This window comes from Candidatus Symbiopectobacterium sp. NZEC135 (genome assembly GCF_025962695.1).
Genome location: NZ_JAGFPF010000358.1, coordinates 1 through 1683 on the forward strand (window position 1 = coordinate 1; position 1683 = coordinate 1683).

2 protein-coding genes and 1 tRNA gene are annotated in these 1683 nt (G+C 41.5%); all 3 read left to right on the forward strand.

Annotation, left to right across the window (positions count from 1 at the left end):
• Nucleotides 1-3: 3 nt before the first annotated feature.
• The 3 genes from J5224_RS26815 to J5224_RS26825 all read left to right on the forward strand — a co-directional run bounded on the left by J5224_RS26815 (nucleotide 4) and on the right by J5224_RS26825 (nucleotide 1406).
• Nucleotides 4-77: transfer RNA gene (locus J5224_RS26815), tRNA-Gly, on the forward strand.
• A 229-nt stretch (nucleotides 78-306) separates the two neighbouring features.
• The gene (locus J5224_RS26820; protein ID WP_264628203.1) at nucleotides 307-516 is read left to right on the forward strand and encodes a hypothetical protein; all 210 of its coding nucleotides are present in this window, start codon (nucleotides 307-309) and stop codon (nucleotides 514-516) included.
• 2 nt (nucleotides 517-518) lie between these two features.
• Nucleotides 519-1406 carry a hypothetical protein gene (locus J5224_RS26825; protein WP_264628204.1) on the forward strand — a complete coding sequence of 296 codons (888 nt, stop codon included), beginning with the start codon at nucleotides 519-521 and terminating at the stop codon, nucleotides 1404-1406.
• Nucleotides 1407-1683 lie beyond the last annotated feature (277 nt).

The following is a 1683-nucleotide window of genomic DNA, read 5'->3' on the forward strand; positions in this document are numbered from 1 at the left end:
GATGCGAGTGTAGTTGAATGGTAGAACGAGAGCTTCCCAAGCTCTATACGAGGGTTCGATTCCCTTCACTCGCTCCAAACACACTTCTCACGATGTCCAGTAAAGTCAACCAAACCCGGATACCGCAGCCTTTCACTAAATACTGATTATCTCGACGTCTACTCCCGACTACCATGCCGAAGGCAGATACTCGCGTATGGATGCGCTAACCGCCGCGCAAAATCATTCTGATTGATTTTGCATCATTGCTCATTTTTGAGTACGATTACCCCAGAGGTAAACACAATGTTTGCTAAGGAGGATGACATGGGAATTTGGTTCTCTCGCAAAAAAACGAGTAACAATTGTTCCGATCCTCAGGCTAATAGCACAGATGTTACGGCGTCAGCACAGGTTGACAAACGTGGTGGGGTTTACATCTCATCTCAGCAGATATCTGAACTTCCTGAGGTTAAAGAGATGCGCCGTCTTGCTGCTACAATTGTTAAACAGGATCTTGCCACTGTAAGGAAATAGTATTGCTGGCCTTGTTAATTATCCCTATCTTGGTTAGCGGCTATATTATGATAACCGCTAATCAATACCACTATTTCCGCTTGTATCGTCATGAAGGTCAACTGCTCTATATGAAGGTTGCTGCTCTGGGCACATTCTGCTTGGTTGCAGCAGTTATCATCGCGGCAGGCGTCAAATATTTTTACCCAGATTTCCGCCTTGTTTCTGATATGATTAATATCTTTAAGGTAACATCTAAACCAGAGATAGACAGGGTTTATATGTGGTTAATTTTATTATCAGCCACATCAATATGTTTTTCTTTGCTTTATGTTTCGGTCGTTTGGGTTAAGGACTTCATACGTGGTTGCTATTACAAACGCGAAGTTTATAACGATATAACTCAGGCAATGAGAGCGCGAGTATTACGAAAAACATACTCTCAGGGTTCACGTGATATACTTTTACTGGATGCCATTGAATCAGTACCGAAAAGGCCAATGTTGCTCACGCTTTCATCAAACAAAGTATATGTTGGTTTAATCAATGGAGCTGGCGAGCCAACGGAAAATCAGGGACCACATCAGCATATTTCATTCGTTCCGCTAATGTCAGGGTACCGGCACAAAGAGAATTTATCAGTTACTTTTACTAACGCTTACCCCGGTGAAATACAGGTTAAAAGGAATGCTGCGGTACAGGGCGTCAGTAAGAGGAAAGTACAAGGTCTTGAAATTATGATATCCATTGATGAAATCAGTTATATATCATGGTTTGATTTTCAGGTGTATCAAGCGACTAACAACAAAATTGAAAGCAGAGGCCATGTTATTGGCGTTACGAAAAACGGAAGAAATATTTACCGAAGGCCGAATAAACCGAGTGAACTCGCATCACGAACTTCTTTGTGAGTTGTGGTATGCATAAATGAATTTAATTAGTACCTATCATCCTACGCACTATACCCAAGCCGTTTATGCATAATCAGCGCTTACTCTATAACACTCTCGCTGCCGTCACTAAACCAATGTAACGTTTTATCATGCCCAGCAATTAAATTGGGTGACATTGGTTTTTTTGACTTATCTTTTCAATAAAGAACTCTACTGCTCGTTGTGAGAAGTTCACATTTACATTTTTGAGGTCATTCCAAAGCGATGCTTGGTTAACTGGGATTGATTGCCCGTC

Coding starts and splice junctions, on each gene's coding strand:
- J5224_RS26820 (WP_264628203.1), top strand. CDS start 307: ATGGGAATTTGGTTCTCTCGCAAAAAAACGAGTAACAATTGTTCCGAT.